This is a genomic window from Rhizobium sp. BK313 (assembly GCF_014193655.1).
Taxonomy (GTDB): Bacteria; Pseudomonadota; Alphaproteobacteria; order Rhizobiales; family Rhizobiaceae; genus Rhizobium.
In genome coordinates this window covers 16,445-30,240 of record NZ_JACHZQ010000008.1, presented here as the reverse complement: position 1 = coordinate 30,240, position 13,796 = coordinate 16,445, and the positions used below count along the sequence as shown (strand labels likewise).

Here is a 13,796-nt window from a genome sequence, read left to right as displayed (position 1 = left end):
ACTCCAACATTTTCAGTTCGGTGATGATGGACCAGGAGAATTCTGCATCCGCAACGACCTCTGGCGGATGCAGTTGAATGACTCAGGCTGTTTCCAGAACAGGCGACAGCTTCGGAACCTCGATTCTTGATCCGCGTGGCAGATTGAAGCTGTCTTTTTCGATTGTCTCGAAGAATGCCAGAATTTCGTCCGTTTTAATGACGTCAGCATATTTGGCGTTCATATCGCAAAGATTGATCGCATGGCTTGCCTGGCTCCGGTCAAAGCAGGCTTCTTCAGCCACAGCCACCCGGTAATTCAAACTGAATGCATCCAGAACCGTTGCACGTACACATCCTGATGTTGTCGTGCCGGTGACGATGACGCTGTCGCACCCAAGCAGCGTCAAATAAGAGGCCATGTTGGTGCCAAAGAAGCCAGAGGGCTTTTGCTTGTAAATGACGAGATCCTGAGGCGCAGGGACGATGTCGGACACGATCTCATTGCCGTCGAGGTTCGATGGCCTGGTTCTATCCTCGCTCGATCGGTTATTTTTCCAACTCCAAGAGCCGGAGTCCCAATTGTCTTCGCGTCGGATACCTGTCGTATAAATTACCGGGATACCCCTCCCTCTGGCTTTGGAGATCAAGGCTTTGAGGTATGGCATGGCTTGCCAAGCATCTTCGCCGCAGGAATTACGCCATCTTGTGATTGTTTCAAGAATAGGTTCCGGCCCTTCGCTGCAGAAGGCCCAATTGACATCGATGATCAAAAGGGCCGGGCGTTTACCGAAGCCACCGCGAGCGCCGTATCCCGATGCGGCAAAAACCGCCTTGTCACGTTCGGTCAGAAATTTGTCCCAGATTCGTTCCATAATTTACTCCTTGGGTTCAACACAAATCCCGCTGGCAAACGGATCGTCTGCCAATTTTGGTGAGCACTTCGAGTGAGGGATGCCGTTTGATACGAGCTCGTTCGACTAAAGGGAGTCACGAATACTGTTGAAAAAGCTCATGTCGATGATGTCATCGTATGGAACGTCAGTTTTGAGGATGCCGGCATCCATCACAACGGCTTTTCCGGTATCCCAAGAGGCGCGTGTGATCGATCCGTCCTCGCTCCATATATTGTCGGCGAAAGCCCGGTCGAGCGTTGCCCTGACATCTTCGAGCTTCATCGTTGGAAACTCAGAGTGGGCGATCTCGGCAGCTTCCTCGTGATGATCATGGGTGTACTTCAGTCCCTTCGCCACAGCTTTGACGAAGCCACGCACAAGCTCCGGATCTTTCTTGATCGATTCCTCGCGAACATTCAGCGTACTATAGGCGTAGGGACCAAGTTCTTTCGGAACATTAAAAAAGGGTTCATTCCAAATACCCTCCTTGATGCCGCTCGTCAGTATCGGCTCGGTCAGGACGCCGATATCTGCTTGCCCGGTTTTCAATGCCGCCAGAATCGCCGCGTTCGACAACTCTTGCACCGTCACATCGGTCTTGAAGTCCAGTCCATTTTTCTTGAGGATGTAGCGCGTTATCGAATTCGGGGTGCCGCCATAGGAGCCTGATGCAATGGTCTTGCCCTTGAGATAGCTCTTCAAATCGCCTGTCGGTGCTGGAACACCCTTCCGGGTCACCAAGTAAACGTTTCCGCGATTGACGATGTTGACCACGGCTCGCAGCTCGCCGCCTTTTGCCTTGGCAAAGGCATCGTGTTCCGGGCCGCCTATAAAGGCGAAAGCCTGGCCTGCGAGAACGGCGTTGGTATGCGCACCGCCCCCATCAACCGTCAAGATCGACGCATTGATACCTTCCTCCTCGAAGAAGCCTTTCTTGATCGCGACGTAGAGCGGCAGATAACCAATACCATGCTGAGGTTCGGCTATAACAACATCCTTCGACGCCGCCGAACTAGGCTGGGACATCGAAAGGATGAGCACGCCTAATGCGGCGGCGGCAGCAATATATTTCTTCATGGAATACTCCCGAGAGACGAATTGCGATTGACAAGATTTTGATTAATGGATGGCGCCTTTTCTCAGGCGTTGTTCAATCCAGGAAACGAGAAGATACATAGCGACCGAGAGCGCCGAGAGCACGGCGACGGCGACCCAAACGAGAGCGATATCGTAAGTTTGGCCAGCATAGAGAATGGTTCTTCCCAGCCCGTATTGCGATGCAATGAATTCGCCTACGATCGACCCTGTCAACGCAAGGCCGATGTTCACACGAAGCACCGAGATGATCCATGGCAGGCAGGAAGGCACAACGAATTTGGTAAATACCTGCCAGCGGTTGGCGCCCAACGAATAGAACAGCCGTTCGGAGTCGCGATCGATCGAACGGACCCCTGAATAGGTAGTCAGTGTCGAAACAACGAGCGTGAGCGCGACAGCGATGGCAACTTTTGAGGCCAGTCCCATCCCAAATACCAAAACAATTAGTGGTGCCAGCGCGAGCTTCGGCAGCGACTCGAAGCAAATGATGTAGGGCTGTATTATGGCGGCGTAGTTGCGGGACCACCAGAATGACAATCCAAGCGCCGATCCGATCAGCGTGCCTAGGAAAAAGCCTATCAATGTTGAACGGAACGTGAAGGCAATATCGGTATAGGCACTTCCCGACAGGAAGAACGTCTGCGCTGTTTGCCATATCGCGGAAGGTTGCGACCAGAAGAAGGCGTTGACGTATCCCGCCCGAGCACCCAATTCCCAACCTGAGAGAATGACGATGATAATGCCGATCTGTATAGCGGCGATAAGCCAAGCGGGCCACTGCCTCGCGACAGGTAGATGGCGAACGCGGCGCTTCGGTTTCGTGACTGTCCGGACTGCTCTTTCGGTGTAGCTATGCGAGGCGATCTCGGTCATGATTTTTCCCCTTGCGATCATTCAGCCGCTACGCGCGGCGGCTCATGATGTGGTTCGTTGAGAAGGTCCATGCATCGTTGTTTGAGTTCAACGAAGCTAGTTTGCGTGACCACGGATCGGGGGCGAGGTCTCGCCATAGGAACCGATATACGTTCGATGAGCCGCCCCGGGCGCGTTCCCATAACGCAGATTTCATCTGATAGATAAATCGATTCCTCGATGTCATGAGTGACGAAGACCACCGTCTTTCCAAAGTCTTCCCAGATGTTTAGGAGCCATTCCTGCATTTGCGCCTTGGTTTGCGCATCTAGGGCTCCGAAGGGCTCGTCGAGCAAGATGACGTCGTTATCAAGAAGGAGCGTTCGCAACAGAGCCGCTCTTTGGCGCATGCCTCCGGAAAGAGCGCTTGGAAACTGGGTCTCGAAATCACCAAGGCCATATCGTTTCAAGTATGGACGCGCCTTGTCGCGCGCGTCTTTTCTAGACATGCCCTGAATTTCCATGCCCAGAACGATATTATCAATGACCGTGCGCCATGGCAGGAGAAGGTCTTTCTGGAGCATATAACCAACCCGGCCGATAAGCCCGGTGAGGTTCTCACCGTCGATTTCGATGCGGCCAGTGCTTGGCGTTTCCAGTCCTGCAATGATGTTGAACAGCGTGCTTTTGCCGCAACCGGAGGGGCCGATAAGGCTAACAAAGCGACCAGGACTGACATCCATCGATAACGACGATAGCGCCGTGAACCCGCCGTTTACGGTCGAGAACGTCTTGGAAACGTCGACCAACCTTAGTTTGGAATTGGGGTACATAAGGCATTCCCTTCTCGTTCTAAAAAACGACCGGCAGGCCATCGGTTTGTTCACCTTTACGGTGACAATCCCAATGCTCATTATAATTTCAGTAACGTCGATCAATTTGTAAATAGAGAAGCACATTCCGTGCCAGTTTCATTTTTATCAATAAAAACAATTGATTGATCAATTCTCGGGCAGAGATCTTTGTAAGGAGCGCTTCCAAAATTTCAGATCTGCAATGCATTTAGGAATGCTGCAATCCTCCAAGCGCTGCCTGCAACCGGATTGGATCACCGCCGACGAACGCTCGCGGTAAAAAAAGCAAGTATTTCAATGACTAAATTATCTATTAGAAACACTAATGCCTGAATGCTAGGCAGTGCTAAAATTAGGCGCAGTTGTTCTCGGAGCTCGTGAAAAGGCATATGCATCGGCAGAAATCAACGCAATTCTTGACAACGCTGAAAGGCGTTGTGGCCTGGTCACGAAGGATCGGTTTTGATCGTAACCAATAACATCATTTGAATTTTTCCTTCGATCCGCGCCCAATCTCTATCAGGCATTCGAACAATCCAAGGCGCTGGCGATGAAGCGCATGCGCAATCCGCGTCTTGCTCCACTTGCATGGTATCAGGAAGCCTGGGAAGAGCAGGAACAGGTTCTCGGAACGAGACCCTTGGCAATACGGCCTTGGAGAGCAGAACCGAAAGAATCTCGAGACGCTTATCGGTTACTCCCATGCGCACGGTCTGATCAGCCGCAATATTCCGGTCGACGAACTGTTTCTGGATGTCTCGCAGGGACGCAAACGCGGTTCTTTCAGAACCTGAGCGCTATCTCAACCCACCCCCTTGAGGATACGACATGGAAATCAGAAACACTTTCGAAGTTCCCCTCCCGCCGGATGATGCCTGGAAAATGCTGATGGATATTCCGCGGATCGTGCCCTGCATGCCGGGAGCCGAACTTGTCGAAATGGTTGACGATCGTACCTTCAAGGGAAAGGTTGCGGTCAAGCTGGGTCCCCTTGCGCTGGTCATCAACGGGACGGCGCAATTCGAGGATATTGACGATCAGGCGCATACAGCACGAGCGAAGGCGCAAGGCTCGGACACAAAAGGCCGCGGCGGCGCAAACGCCACGCCGGGATTATTCAGGGTGTGGCGACGCAACTGATCAATCAGTTCGCCGCATCATTGCGCAGCATGTTGGAACAGGAGATATCTGTGCCGGCATCGGTACCCACAAGCCAATTGCCTTCACAAGTTCAAGAAAAAGAAGCACCGACACGTGGTCCACAAAGTGTCGTGCCCCCGAAGCGCCGGGCACCGACAGCGGCAAGGCCGATATCCGGTTTTTCATTGATGACGGGTGTCTTCTGGAATTTGATCGCCGGATTATTCAAGAGGAAGACAGAAGAGTGCCGACCAGACGCTCGCTCCCATCCCGAACACCGCGGAGATATCCCCGCAGCCGGCTCTGCGCCGCCATCGACTATCTATTCGACTTTCGACCGAATTGCGCGGCTCTTCGTCTTGGGAGGCACGGATCGAGATATCAGGACGGAGAAAAGGCCGTCGGCGATTTGTTTTCTCCGATCTTCTGATTGAGCTGATCGATCAGTTCCATGGTCCGTACGGAATCGTGGATGTCCGGCTGGGGCAGCTTGCCTGCTTGCAGACAATCGAAGAAATAGCGGAGCCCGTTCTCGTAGCCGTGATGGCTGTAGCGCGGATAATAGCCGTGGCTTGGATTCCAGACCAGCGCGTCGCCGGCGTCATCGATCGCAAAGGGTTCGTAATTCTGCTTCGAGTTCAGCGGCGGGCGGTTGTAGATGAAGTTTTTGATGTTATCGACCACGATGTTGCGTCGATCGCCGACGATCTCGAGCCGTTCCATCGGATATATCTCGTCCAACATCGATGCCGACTGAATGATGCCGATCGCGCCCGTCTGCGACCGAAATGATATATTGTAGCCGATGCGCCGATCGTCGATCTGAAGCTTGTCGACATGCGTGATGGTGAGCTCGCCCATCAGAAACCTGGCGAGGTCGAGATGATGGATGATGTGGTTGACCTTAAGGAATTCGTCGCTGCGGTAGGGCGTGGCGTGAAACTGCGAATGATACATGCGGATACCGCCGAATTCCGGTCGCTGCGAGACTTCGCGCGCCATGGCATAGCCGGTCATGAAGCGGCGGTTGAAGCCGACCATCAGCGCCTTGCCGCTCTTTCTCTGCAATTCGGCCAGCGCCTTCGCCTCGGCCGTATCGTTGCAGGGCGTCTTCTCGACGAACACATTGACGCCGGCTTCCAGCGCGGCCCTCAGCAGTGGGAAATTCTGCTGGTGTCCGGCTGCGACAACCACCGCATCCAGGCGTTCCTTTGCAAGCATGTCGCCAATGTCCGTGTATAGGCGCGGGACATTGTAGACGCGGGCAAGCTGATCGAGCTTCGCCCGATCGATGTCGCAGGCAGCCACCACCGCTGCCGCCGGGGTCCATTTGAGGCTTCCGAACAGGAACTCGAACATGTGCTTGCCGCATCCGATGACGCCCACCCGAAAAGTCTGAGTCATGGTCCCCTCCATTGTACAAAGGAGTACCGATTATCATAATTTGATATTATCAATCAACCGCAAGATCAATGAAGCGATAAAAATAATATCTCTTATTTTCAATAGGATGGGAGGTGTCGATCGCCATTTGCAATCGTGAGATGGCGCAATAGTATTATGATAAATAGGGGTTAAATGCGAATTGGGACGGGATCAGAAATCGTAGCGATTGATCCGCCAGGAATCGAGCAGGCGATGCGAGGCGCGCAAGGCCGCCTCGGAATCGCGCGCGACGATCGCGTCGAGTACGTCCTGGTGATAGGGCAGGGAGCGTTTCTGGCCTTCGACGACCTCGTCGTGGTCCGATATGACGCGGTTGGCGTAAATGGCGACGGCAATCAGATCGATAAGCTGCGCATAGACCATGTTCTTGGTCGCCGAAAAAATCGCAGCATGAAAGCGCAGGTCGGCGTCGCAGTGGGCGTTGACGTCGCCGATCGATGCCACCATGTCGTTGTAGGCGGCGGCAATGCTCGCAAGATCGGCCTCGGTGCCACGGGCGGCTGCTCTTGCGGTCGCCTCGGGCTCGAGCACGCGCCGAAGGTCCTTGATCGAGCGCATGATCTCCATCGACGGACCGGTCTCGTAGTACCAGACCATCACGTCCGTATCGAGATGATGCCAGTAGGACCGTTCCCTGACGCGCGTTCCCACCCGCGTCTTGATCTCCACGAGCCCCTTGCCGGCGAGGCACTTCATGGCTTCTCTAACGACGGTGCGGCTGATGGCGAACTGCTCCACCAGCTCCGGCTCGTTCGGCAGGTTCGAGCCGACCGGATAATCGCCGCGGACGATGCGGCGGCCCAGATCGTGGACGAAATAGCCGAAGACGCCGCGCCGCGGAATGGTGCCGTATTTGCGCACATATCCGTCGAACGGTGACTGTGTGGTGATCAATCGAACTTCGGCGTTGGCCGGAGCTATATTCATTGCGTCAAGGCTGTAATTCATAGTCCATGACTTTCATTCTCGATTGAAAAACCGATCCGGGTGAAATCGCCAGCTCATGACGCCAGTGTTTCGCATGCTTCACGTTGTTATCTGCAGCCGCTCGTAACGGTTCCATAGTTGGTCGATGTCGATTCGGCCATTGTCATCCCGCCATATGTCTAAGGAAGACTGCACCATTTCTTGCGTGCGCATGCCTACCAAGGCAATATCGACCAGCCGATTGGACAAGACGAACTGGATAAGACTTGGGGTGTAGTCGAAGGTGTTGCCCGGATTGACCATCTGGACCCACCGCTGGAAGATCCCCGATGTCGCACTGCGCATGGTCACCGTCAGCATGCCGCGCTTCTTGGCTTCGTAGAGACTGCCGAAAGGCCGAGTCGGCTCGTAGGGGTGCTGCAGCATGATGTTGTAGGCAAGCTGGATGGCGTCGAACGCATCGGACTCGATCAAGGCATAGGTGCCGGCGTTGTTATCTTCCGTGGTGAAGCCGATGTAGTCGAACAATCCCTCGTCGCGCATTTTGCGCAACGTATCGACCGCTCCCCCGGGCTTCAGGATTTCGTGCACCTGCTCAGCGCTATAGCTCGATCCGTGCAGCTGGATGAGGTCGATTCGGCTGCGGCGCAGGCGCTTCAGGCTCTTTTCGACGGAGGCGCGCAATTGTGCCGGCGCGGCGAGATGCAGCTTGCTGGCGAGGAAGTGCGGCGTCCTTACCGCTTCCAGAGCCTCGCCCATCAGTTCCTCGGAAAGCCCATTGCCGTAGCCGGGGGCGGTATCGAAATAATTGACCCCCATCGTCGCGGCCTTGCGCACCGTGGCGATGGCCTCTTCGCGGCTTTCGGGTGATTGGGCATCGTACAGCCCGATATAATTGGTGAGGCCGATGGCTGCTCCCCCGAAACCCAATTTGACCAACGGCATCGGCGTTTGAATTCGCGAAATCGCGTCCAATCTCCCCTCCAAAGGCAATATCCACATTCAAATTATACATGTTAATTCATAATACCATAACATGTATAATGGAAGTGCGATGACGCCAGTTTTTCCAATAAGTTCAAATTTAAGGCAAAAAGCGTGAAAAACGGACTGAAAAGTCCATTGTCAGCTGCCATGAATGATAGTATGAAAAGATTATTGGGGAGGAACTGATATGATTAAGACCAATTATCTCTATGACAGCCTCGTTTCACGGCGCAGCATGCTGACATGGGCCGGCCGCTCGGCGGCCTTTGCCGCTTTCCTGAGTGCTGCCCGTTCCCTTCCGGCAGTTGCCGCGAATGCGCCAACGCTGCGCATATGGATGGGTGAGGACTATGTGCCTGCTTGGAACGCCTATCTGCCGGTCATGATTAAGAAGGTTGCGGCGGAACTGGGCGTAAACGCCCAGGTCGAGTTGACGCCCGACAACGATACCGGCCGGGCACGCCGCCAGACGGCGCTTGAATCGGACACACTGCCGGATATCATTCACGGCACCACGGCAGACATGGCGAAATACTACGACCTTGGCAAGCTGCACCCGATCGCGGCCGAGGTTTTCGAGCGGATGCAGGCAACCAACGGCGGCTGGCTCGACAACATCAAGCCTTTCGTGACTGCGTCGGATGGCAAGGTCTATGGCGTGCCGTTCTTTACGCGCCCCTGGCTGGTTCACTATCGGCAGGACATATTTGACAAGGCGGGGATCAAGATTCCGCCTGCCACCATGGATGATTTCAAGGCCGCCGCAAAGGAAGTCAACAATCCCGGCGATGGTCTCTTCGGGGTCGGTATGCCCTACAATCAGGCCGACATGGATGGGCACATGGTTGCCTTCCCGTGGCTCTACAACAGCTCGTGGCAGGACGAACACGGTAATCTCACGGTCGATACGGCCGCCAACCTGGAAGCGTTGAAATCTTACCTCTGGTTCTTCCAGCAGGGCCTAACGCCGCAGGATTCGCTGAACTGGGGCGGCTCCGGCAACAACAACGCCTATCTGACCGGGCTTGCCGCGATAGTGAACAACACCGGTTCGTTGTTTGCGGCGCTGCAGCGCGACCGTCCCGATCTTGCGGAAGTGACCGCGCTCGGGCCCTGGCCGCAGGCGCTGCCGGACGGCAAGCCCGCGGCGACGACGATCGGTTTCTGCCTGAACGTCGCCCATAATTCTGCGAATGCCGAACTTGCGGGTAGGTTCATCGAAAGAATGCTTGCCGTCGAAAATATGGGACCGTTGCTGGAAGCGGGCAGCGGGCAGGCGATGCCGGTGCGCACGGAACTCACCCAGATCGAGTATTTCCAGAAGGATCCGATCGTCGGCCGCATCGTGCGCGACGTGGTTCCATATTCGCGGCCTCTGACCTATCCTGGCCCGAACAATGCCAAGTTCGGCGATCTGGTATCCAACAATTCCCCCTACTTCAAGGACTTGCTCCACCGTGTGCTTGTCGACGGCGTCTCGCCGGAGGAGTCGCTCAAGCAGTTTGCTGCGGCAGGCGCGGAACTCCAGAAAAAATATGACAACTGAGGGAACCGTTATCGCCGCATGAGGAAGGGCGGGCCTGGCGTCCCGCTGTCGTGCGGCGGCCTCGATTGCGGATTAAGTGGAGGAAGTTGGCTGTGAGCAACATCGCGGAGACCGATGGCCGTACGGCATCGTCTCGAACAGACGGCCGGCAAATCGGTAGGTATCGTTCACTAGAACGGCGGGACATATATACAGGGTATTCCTTTCTGGCGCCCGCCATCCTCGTGCTCGCCTTCGTTCTACTGATCCCCCTCGTGCAGGCTGTGATCCTCAGCTTCTACAACAAGCCGATCGGGGCGGCAGCGACCTTCACCTGGCTGCAGAACTACACCGACACGCTCATGGATCCCTCCTTCTGGAGGGCGGCCTACAACACCCTGATTTTCGTTGTCTTCTCGATCATCATAAAATTGATCCTCGGGTTGGCAATCGCGCTCGCGCTCAACCAATCCTTTCCGGGCCGAGGCTTTGCGCGCGTCGCAGTGCTGATACCGTGGGCCTTGCCGGAAATTACCGCCTGCATGGGGTTCATCTGGCTCCTTGATGGCAATGTCGGCGCACTGAACGCGATCCTCAAGGGCTTCGGCCTGATCGAGCAGAACGTCTATTTCCTGTCCGATCCGAAACTCGCCATGCCGACGGTGATCGCGGTCAACATCTGGCGCGGCTTCCCGTTCTTCACCCTGACGCTGATGGCGGCGCTGCAGACAATCGACAAGGACCTGTACGAGGCCGCGGATCTCGATGGCGCCAACAGCTGGCACAAATTCTGGTTCATCACACTTCCGTCGATCATGCCGGTGCTGACCGTCACCACCCTGCTGTCGACCATCTGGACGACGAACAGCTTTACCACGATCTTCGTGCTGACCGGCGGCGGACCTTCGGACATGACGACGACGCTGCCGATTTACACCTACGATCAGGCATTCCAGGGCTATGCCAATCTTGGCCGCGCTGCCGCGATCGCGGTGATCATCCTGCCGTTGATCGTACTGATGATTGCAATGCTGATGCGCGTCATGCGCAAGCGCGAGGAGATCGAGGCATGAGGCGCGGCAAGGGTTTGCAGCAGTTCGGGCGGTTCCTGTTTCTGGCAATCGTGATGGTCCTGATCATCTTCCCGGTCTACTGGATGATCAACACTTCGTTCAAGTCGAACGCCGAGGTATTCCAGCGTCATCCGACGTTCTGGCCGCACTCTCCGACGCTTGCCGCCTACAGCGCGCTGATGCAGCCGACCGGGACCCGGGCGCCGTTCCTGCAGACGATGCTCAACAGCCTGATCGCCGCTGCGGGCGCGACCGTCCTTTCGGTCGCTATCGGGATTTGCGCCGCCTATGCGCTGACGCGATTGCGTTTTCCGGGTAGGGACACGTTTTCCGCGCTGGTGTTCGGCTGCTACGTGTTCCCCGGCATCCTTCTGTTCATCCCGATCTACATCCAGTTCCAGCAGCTCGGGCTTCTCGATACCTTTCCCGGGCTGATCCTGGCCTACCAGATCTTCGGCATTCCGTTCGCGACATGGATGCTCCGCTCATATTTCGTGACCATTCCCTCTGCGCTCGAAGAGGCGGCCCGCATCGACGGGTGCAACAGGTTGCAATCGATCTTCTATATCGTCATCCCGCTCGCCGCGCCGGGTATCGCGGCCTCGACGATCTTCACCTTCACCACGTCGTGGAACGAATTCCTCTTCGCGCAGGTGCTGATGCAGACACCGGAGAAGCAGACGGCCCAGGTGGCGATCTACAGCCTGATGAACGGCGACACGCTGCCGTGGAACCAGCTGATGGCTGCCTCCGTACTGGTCGGGGTGCCGGTGCTGATCCTTTATTTCGGAGCGCAACGCTTCGTGGGCGGCGGTCTGACGGCAGGCGCGGTGAAGTAGAAGGATAGTTATCGTGCAGCAACGAATGAATGACGGTTACTCCCATATCGGTCTGCCGCGATTCCAGACAGCGGAAAATGCGCTGGCGGCAATGGATGCAAACGGTGTCGGCAAGGCGCTCGTGTGTCCCTTCGAGACCTGCCCGGACCTGAAGGAGGTCCATCGCGCCTATACGATCGCGCCCGATCGCTTCCGGATCTTCGGTCTGGCGCTTGGCCAGGACAGGAGCGAGATCGAAACGGGGCTGCACGCGCAATTCGACGCCGGTTTCGAAGGCATGCGCCTGACGCTCGAAAAGATCGCCGAAGCTCCCTACGTGCTGGATGTCATCGCCGAGCGAAAGGGCATCCCATTGATCGTCGGGCACCAGGGGGGGCTCGCCCCCGAGGCCGAACGGCTGATCACCTTCCTCGACGCGCATCCGGACAGCATCATCGTCAGTCCGCATATGGCCGCACCGACATCTCCCGAGATTTTCAAGACCGCGCCCGCGGTGAAGGCTTTGTTCGGCCATCCGCGTTTCCATGTCGTCATGTCGCGCCAGACGCTGTTCGAGGCGCCGATCATGACGGCCTGGGGCCGTGCGCTGATTGAGCATGTCGGCTGGAGCCGGCTGATGTGGGGCAGTGAGGCACCCGTTCTCTATTGGCGCGACGAGACGCTCGAGGCAGCCGGCGCCTGGATCGAACAGTTCGCCCCGACGCGGGAGCAGCTTGCCGATTTCCGCTGGCGCAACGCCGAACGCATCGTCTTCGGGCGCCCAGCGCGGACACCGGCGCCGCTACAGCTTCCTTACGAGCCATTCGATTTCGAACTCGATCGGCCGGCGCCGATGTGGCCGCTCGGGTTCAATGCGGATACCCGCCTGCCGGCGCGCCTCGTTGCGGCCTGGATGGCCGAAGGCGGTCCCTCGGTCCAGCCACTCAGCGCCTATGCCAGCAAGTTGCTGATGGCGGCAACCGGTGGACTTGGTGGTTAGGCCATGAAGATCAACGACCTCAAATGCGCAATGATAGGTCGGAATCTGATCGTGCGCGTGGTTTCGGACGAGGGCCTGTCCGGTTACGGGGCCGTCGAGTCGTTCAAGGCCTCGCTGAAGCCGCAGGTCATGGCTCTGCGGGATGTGCTGATCGGCATGGACCCGTCGACAGTCGAGCGCTGCGTTCGCAAGATTCGCGCCCGCGGCAGCTTCAAGCCGAATGGCGCAGCCGTCAGCGCGGTCGAGGTGGCGCTCTGGGATCTCGCGGGGCGGGCGGCGGGCCTGCCCGTCCATAAACTCCTCGGCGGCAAGGTGCGCGACACGGTGCGCGTCTACAACGGCGCCATGCGGGCGCCGATGACCGGTTTTGGCGTCGAGGATTTTCGCGCAGCGGCGCTCTACATGCGGGACCAGCCTGAGGGTTTCACTATCGTCAAGCAGGGGATCGCCTTTCACGGTTCGATGAAAAACCGTACCGGCCTGCACTATGGCGCGGCGCAGCCTGGGCGGTCCTTTCCGGGGACCATCGTCAGCGGCATGCTGACGGAGAAGGGTCTGGACCATCTGGTTGCCTGCGTCGCGGCGACCAAGGAGGTTCTCGGCAAGGATATCGGATTGGCGCTCGATTGCGGGCCGGGCTTCACGCCGGTCGACGCGCTGAAATTCGCAAGGGCGCTGGAGCCCTACAATATTCTCTGGCTCGAGGACCTGATTGCCGGCGACTACACGCCCTATGTGCAGGCGGATATCTATCGCGACATCAGCACCCGTTCGCTGGTGCCGATCCATACCGGCGAGCAGATCTATCTGCGGCAGAATTTCAAGGAACTGATCGATCGCAGAGCCGTACATGTCATCGGGCCGGATCCCTTCGATGTCGGCGGCCTCGCCGAGCTGAAGTGGATCGCCGAATATGCCGATCTCTATGGCATCCAGGTCGCGCCGCACGGTATCGGCAACGGCCTGATCGGCCTCGCGGCGCTGACCCAGCTCTGCGCAACCTTGCCCGACAATTTCATCGCCTTCGAATATCCGGCCGGCGAGCCTTCCTGGTGGTACGAGATCCTGGAGGGACTGCCGGACCCGATCGTAACAGATGGCTTCGTCTCGGTTTCGGACCGGCCGGGGCTTGGCATCGATTTCAACGTGGAACGCACCCTGCCGCACCTTGGGGAGGAAGATCGAGACTTCTTCCAGTGATT

At 56.9% G+C, this 13,796-nt stretch carries 13 protein-coding genes; 6 read left to right on the top strand and 7 right to left on the bottom strand.

The features are described from left to right. Positions 1-82: 82 nt before the first annotated feature. The 4 genes from FHT86_RS30570 to FHT86_RS30555 all read right to left on the bottom strand — a co-directional run bounded on the left by FHT86_RS30570 (position 83) and on the right by FHT86_RS30555 (position 3,657). The gene (locus FHT86_RS30570; RefSeq protein ID WP_133710968.1) at positions 83-853 is read right to left on the bottom strand and encodes a cysteine hydrolase family protein; all 771 of its coding nucleotides are present in this window, start codon (positions 851-853) and stop codon (positions 83-85) included. Between the two features lie 105 nt (positions 854-958). Next, a complete protein-coding gene (locus tag FHT86_RS30565) occupies positions 959-1,951 on the bottom strand; it encodes an ABC transporter substrate-binding protein (protein WP_133710969.1) in 993 nt (330 codons plus the stop codon). 42 nt (positions 1,952-1,993) lie between these two features. Then, on the bottom strand, positions 1,994-2,845 hold the full coding sequence (locus tag FHT86_RS30560) for an ABC transporter permease (protein WP_166656988.1): 852 nt from the start codon (positions 2,843-2,845) through the stop codon (positions 1,994-1,996). 17 nt (positions 2,846-2,862) lie between these two features. Then, on the bottom strand, positions 2,863-3,657 hold the full coding sequence (locus tag FHT86_RS30555; RefSeq protein ID WP_133710971.1) for an ABC transporter ATP-binding protein: 795 nt from the start codon (positions 3,655-3,657) through the stop codon (positions 2,863-2,865). An 849-nt stretch (positions 3,658-4,506) separates the two neighbouring features. Here FHT86_RS30555 and FHT86_RS30550 point away from each other — a divergent pair. After that, positions 4,507-4,818 (top strand): SRPBCC family protein, encoded by a 312-nt coding sequence (locus FHT86_RS30550; RefSeq protein WP_133710972.1) that lies wholly within the window; start codon positions 4,507-4,509, stop codon positions 4,816-4,818. A 381-nt stretch (positions 4,819-5,199) separates the two neighbouring features. On the opposite strand, the gene FHT86_RS30545 is transcribed toward FHT86_RS30550, so the two are convergent. The 3 genes from FHT86_RS30545 to FHT86_RS30535 all read right to left on the bottom strand — a co-directional run bounded on the left by FHT86_RS30545 (position 5,200) and on the right by FHT86_RS30535 (position 8,166). Next, entirely contained in the window at positions 5,200-6,222 is a 1,023-nt protein-coding gene (locus tag FHT86_RS30545) for a Gfo/Idh/MocA family protein (RefSeq protein WP_166656989.1), read from the bottom strand. 192 nt (positions 6,223-6,414) lie between these two features. After that, on the bottom strand, positions 6,415-7,212 hold the full coding sequence (locus FHT86_RS30540; RefSeq protein WP_133710974.1) for a FadR/GntR family transcriptional regulator: 798 nt from the start codon (positions 7,210-7,212) through the stop codon (positions 6,415-6,417). A gap of 78 nt (positions 7,213-7,290) precedes the next feature. After that, positions 7,291-8,166: an aldo/keto reductase gene (locus FHT86_RS30535; protein ID WP_166656990.1), complete on the bottom strand. Its 876-nt coding sequence runs from the start codon at positions 8,164-8,166 to the stop codon at positions 7,291-7,293. Positions 8,167-8,365: 199 nt separating this feature from the next. Between FHT86_RS30535 and FHT86_RS30530 the strand changes: the two genes are divergently transcribed. The 5 genes from FHT86_RS30530 to FHT86_RS30510 all read left to right on the top strand — a co-directional run bounded on the left by FHT86_RS30530 (position 8,366) and on the right by FHT86_RS30510 (position 13,794). Next, positions 8,366-9,724 carry an ABC transporter substrate-binding protein gene (locus tag FHT86_RS30530; protein WP_133710976.1) on the top strand — a complete coding sequence of 453 codons (1,359 nt, stop codon included), beginning with the start codon at positions 8,366-8,368 and terminating at the stop codon, positions 9,722-9,724. Positions 9,725-9,816: 92 nt separating this feature from the next. After that, positions 9,817-10,776 carry a carbohydrate ABC transporter permease gene (locus FHT86_RS30525; protein WP_133710977.1) on the top strand — a complete coding sequence of 320 codons (960 nt, stop codon included), beginning with the start codon at positions 9,817-9,819 and terminating at the stop codon, positions 10,774-10,776. Next, positions 10,773-11,615, top strand: coding sequence for a carbohydrate ABC transporter permease (locus FHT86_RS30520; protein ID WP_133710978.1), 843 nt, complete (start codon positions 10,773-10,775; stop codon positions 11,613-11,615). The genes FHT86_RS30525 and FHT86_RS30520 overlap by 4 nt, the downstream gene beginning before the upstream one ends. A gap of 13 nt (positions 11,616-11,628) precedes the next feature. Then, on the top strand, positions 11,629-12,594 hold the full coding sequence (locus tag FHT86_RS30515; RefSeq protein ID WP_133710979.1) for an amidohydrolase family protein: 966 nt from the start codon (positions 11,629-11,631) through the stop codon (positions 12,592-12,594). Between the two features lie 3 nt (positions 12,595-12,597). Next, a complete protein-coding gene (locus FHT86_RS30510) occupies positions 12,598-13,794 on the top strand; it encodes a mandelate racemase/muconate lactonizing enzyme family protein (RefSeq protein WP_133710980.1) in 1,197 nt (398 codons plus the stop codon). Positions 13,795-13,796: the final 2 nt, after the last annotated feature.

Excerpts from the sequence above, each read along its gene's own strand:
- FHT86_RS30570 (WP_133710968.1), bottom strand. The coding sequence starts at position 853 with ATGGAACGAATCTGGGACAAATTTCTGACCGAACGTGACAAGGCGGTT.
- FHT86_RS30565 (WP_133710969.1), bottom strand. The coding sequence starts at position 1,951 with ATGAAGAAATATATTGCTGCCGCCGCCGCATTAGGCGTGCTCATCCTT.
- FHT86_RS30560 (WP_166656988.1), bottom strand. The coding sequence starts at position 2,845 with ATGACCGAGATCGCCTCGCATAGCTACACCGAAAGAGCAGTCCGGACA.
- FHT86_RS30555 (WP_133710971.1), bottom strand. The coding sequence starts at position 3,657 with ATGTACCCCAATTCCAAACTAAGGTTGGTCGACGTTTCCAAGACGTTC.
- FHT86_RS30550 (WP_133710972.1), top strand. The coding sequence starts at position 4,507 with ATGGAAATCAGAAACACTTTCGAAGTTCCCCTCCCGCCGGATGATGCC.
- FHT86_RS30545 (WP_166656989.1), bottom strand. The coding sequence starts at position 6,222 with ATGACTCAGACTTTTCGGGTGGGCGTCATCGGATGCGGCAAGCACATG.
- FHT86_RS30540 (WP_133710974.1), bottom strand. The coding sequence starts at position 7,212 with ATGAATTACAGCCTTGACGCAATGAATATAGCTCCGGCCAACGCCGAA.
- FHT86_RS30530 (WP_133710976.1), top strand. The coding sequence starts at position 8,366 with ATGATTAAGACCAATTATCTCTATGACAGCCTCGTTTCACGGCGCAGC.
- FHT86_RS30520 (WP_133710978.1), top strand. The coding sequence starts at position 10,773 with ATGAGGCGCGGCAAGGGTTTGCAGCAGTTCGGGCGGTTCCTGTTTCTG.
- FHT86_RS30510 (WP_133710980.1), top strand. The coding sequence starts at position 12,598 with ATGAAGATCAACGACCTCAAATGCGCAATGATAGGTCGGAATCTGATC.